Here is a 3,159-nt window from a genome sequence, read left to right as displayed (position 1 = left end):
CCGAAGCAACGGCACAGAACAGGGAAAATCTGTTTTGGCGTATAATGGAGATGTAAAGGCCAAATACGATCAACAGCCAGTTCACATAGCTGAGCCGGGATCCCACCTGGACAATCTGCGAAACGAAGTCCGTCTTGTATCCGCTGTAAAGATCGCCATAGCTGGTTCCCAGTATCTTGAAGATCAAGGGTTGCTGGAAGGTCAGCGCGGCTCCGACAACCACGAGGATCGCACACAGGCCTCCGACGGCGGCATTGCGGAGTGCCGGAAAGTCCCGATCTTTGGCAACCTGCAGAAAACAGAAGAAGGCTGCGGAAATTCCGAGCCCGATGACAGGATAGGCGTGCCAGCGGCGCAGCACGAACGCCAACCACAGGCATACGCCGACACGTATTCCGCTGATCACCGGTTCATGGGTCAGGAACCTCGATTTCCAGAGAAAATAGGTTGCCGCGCAAAGCGCGAGACAGCCGGCAATGTCAGGCAACCCACGGAGCGTCGCCGCCCAGAACGGCGTGTAGAGAAAGGCCGCAATCCATACGGTGAGCCAGCTTCGGCATGAAGACGTCCCGGTCGCCGCCTCCAGATAGCTAATTCTGCCGATGAGAAGAGCGGTCGGGACCAGATAAACAGCAACTATTCCGGCGATATAGGAAAACCTCGAATCGCCAAAAATGATGTGAAACGGCATCAGCGGCACCAGGATCGCCGCACTGTAGTCATCCGTGGCGATCGAGGTTCTCAAATGGCTGAGCCACTCGAGAGGGCTCTGAATCAAGAGCGTGCCTTGCCGGCTGAACGTGTCGAAATAGGCAGCGAAGTCCCAGTAATAGACAGGCTGCTCAAGCCCTACATAGGTGAGAGCAAGAGCAACTCCCAGCAGAGCGGTGCACACATATGTCGTTGCCCAAAATCCGAGAGATCTGTTCTTCGTCACTTGAAGCCGCCAGAAGGAGAAGAGGCAGAACTGTCAAAGTTAGCCCGGGGCCGCCGTTCATGCAGCCAGGAGCCGTTCCGGCGCATGAGCGGCCACAAGGATGGCCAAGTCTCACATGCAGAGCAACCAAATGCCGCCGGCAGCGCCGGTTTTCTAAAGCTCAGGTCGTGCCGGCATTCTTCGGCTTGGTCGAACCGATCATCTTCCAGTTCTTGTAGAACATGGAATTGATGCGCTCGACGCTGACCGAGACGATTGAGAGCATGCCCGCGATCAGTCTGGGAACCGGAGACGGCCGGATGATGTCCATGAACACGCAGTAGCGGCGTCCGTCATACTCGTTGACCGAGCGATGCAGCAGCGTGTCGTCGAAGATGAACAGCGGATTGTCGTACCAATAATTCTTGACGTTGCCGCACTCGACGAAAATCTCCGACTTAACCGGGATCAGATTGTAGAGGATGCGCAGGCTGAGCCGCAGCGGGCCGAAATGCCAGGACGTCGATTCGCGCTTGCTGAAGACGGAAACGGCTATGGTCTTGATGTACTTGAAATCCTTGTTGAACTCGGCGACGTTGTCGATCCTGTGCTTACCGTACCACTGGTAGACATACATGCCGCGCCGGCCGGCGCCGAAATTGGCGTCGATATCGGCAATGATCTCATCTTTGCGCGCCTTGAAGATGTCCAGGACCTCGTTGACCTCGCGCTGATAGTCGGCGGGAAACTGCTCCAGCTTCCAGACACCTGGATTTCTGTAGCACAAGAGGTCGACCAGCAGATTGAACGGCGAAAGCAGCCAGGTGAACAGGCCGTTGCCGAGAAAATAGCCTGAGAACAGCGACAGATCCTTGCGGTCGTTGCGCAGCACGTCGATCAGGCCGCAGATGATGAAGATCGTCGTCAGGATGGGAATGAAATAGAAGCCAAGGGCGAGAAGCGGGATGGCAATGGCGAATTTGCGAAGGGACTTGCGAAGGGTTTTTGTCATTTTTCCACGCGCGGAGCGCGATCCTGTTGCGAATGAAGTGCCCAAATCACGGCAACGACCACCGCCCGGTCGTGCGCCTTAATAAGGTTTTTTGGGTTACCACACAACGGCCCTGCTATCGTGGCCGGCTGGCTGCCGGGTGGATCTGGCCAACGGCCTCACGCAAGCCTGCTACTCCCGCTCCTTGCGCAGCTTCGCCCAATAGTCGAGCCGCTTCCTGATGTCGCGCTCGAAGCCGCGCTCGGGCGGATCATAGAAGGTCTGGCGGCCCATCTTCTCGGGAAAATAATCCTGCCCCGAAAAGGCATCCGGCTCGTCATGGTCGTAACGATAGCCGGCGCCGTAATCCTCCTCTTTCATCAGCTTTGTCGGCGCGTTGAGGATGTGCTTGGGCGGCAGCAGCGAGCCGTGTTCCTTCGCGGCCCGCGTGGCAGCCTTGAAAGCATTGTAGACGGCGTTGGATTTGGGCGCGGTGGCGAGATAGACGGTGGCCTCGGCAAAAGCCAGCTCGCCCTCGGGCGAGCCGAGATAGTCGTAGGCATCCTTGGCGGCATTGGCGACGACAAGCGCTTGCGGGTCGGCAAGGCCGATGTCTTCCATGGCCATGCGCACCAGCCGGCGGCCTAGATAGAGCGGATCCTCGCCGGCATCGAACATGCGTGCGAGATAGTAGAGAGCCGCGTCAGGGTCTGAACCGCGTACCGATTTGTGCAGCGCCGAGATCAGATTGTAATGGCCGTCCTGGCCCTTGTCGTAGATCGGCGCGCGGCGCTGGACGATGCGCTGCAGTCCCTCGGGATCGAAGACCTCGCCGGGTTTGGCTGCCCGCCAGACTTCTTCCGCGAGCGTCAGCGAGGCCCGGCCGTCGCCATCGCTCATGCGGATGAGCATGGTCCGCGCCTCGTCGTCGAGCGGCAGCGCCCTGCCCTCGGTCTCCTCCGCCCGCACCATCAGCTTGGAGATGCTCTCCTCGCCAAGCGAATGGAAGACCAGAACGCGCGCGCGTGACAACAAAGCGGCATTCAGTTCGAAGGACGGGTTTTCGGTCGTGGCGCCAACCAGCACGACTGTCCCGTCCTCCATGACCGGGAGAAAGCTGTCTTGCTGGGCACGGTTGAAGCGATGGATCTCGTCGACGAACAGCAAGGTCTGGCGGCCATTGGTGCGGCGCAATTTGGCCGCTTCGAACACCTTTTTCAGGTCGGCGACGCCGGAAAAGACAGCCGATATC

General features: G+C 58.6%; 2 protein-coding genes and 1 pseudogene. All 3 read right to left on the bottom strand.

Going from position 1 to position 3,159, the window contains the following annotated elements; genetic code table 11:
• Window positions 1-937: pseudogene (locus tag EOD15_RS31570) on the bottom strand (hypothetical protein); the annotation flags it as partial.
• A 160-nt stretch (window positions 938-1,097) separates the two neighbouring features.
• Window positions 1,098-1,928 (bottom strand): aspartyl/asparaginyl beta-hydroxylase domain-containing protein, encoded by an 831-nt coding sequence (locus EOD15_RS31565; RefSeq protein WP_127268773.1) that lies wholly within the window; start codon window positions 1,926-1,928, stop codon window positions 1,098-1,100.
• Between the two features lie 171 nt (window positions 1,929-2,099).
• On the bottom strand, window positions 2,100-3,159 hold a 1,060-nt coding region (locus EOD15_RS31560), incomplete at its 5' end, for a replication-associated recombination protein A (RefSeq protein WP_148129731.1).

The organism is Mesorhizobium sp. M7A.T.Ca.US.000.02.2.1 (assembly GCF_003996995.1).
Taxonomy (GTDB): domain Bacteria; phylum Pseudomonadota; class Alphaproteobacteria; order Rhizobiales; family Rhizobiaceae; genus Mesorhizobium.
Note: the sequence above shows the minus strand (reverse complement) of the source record. Positions and strands in the feature narration are given on the sequence as shown.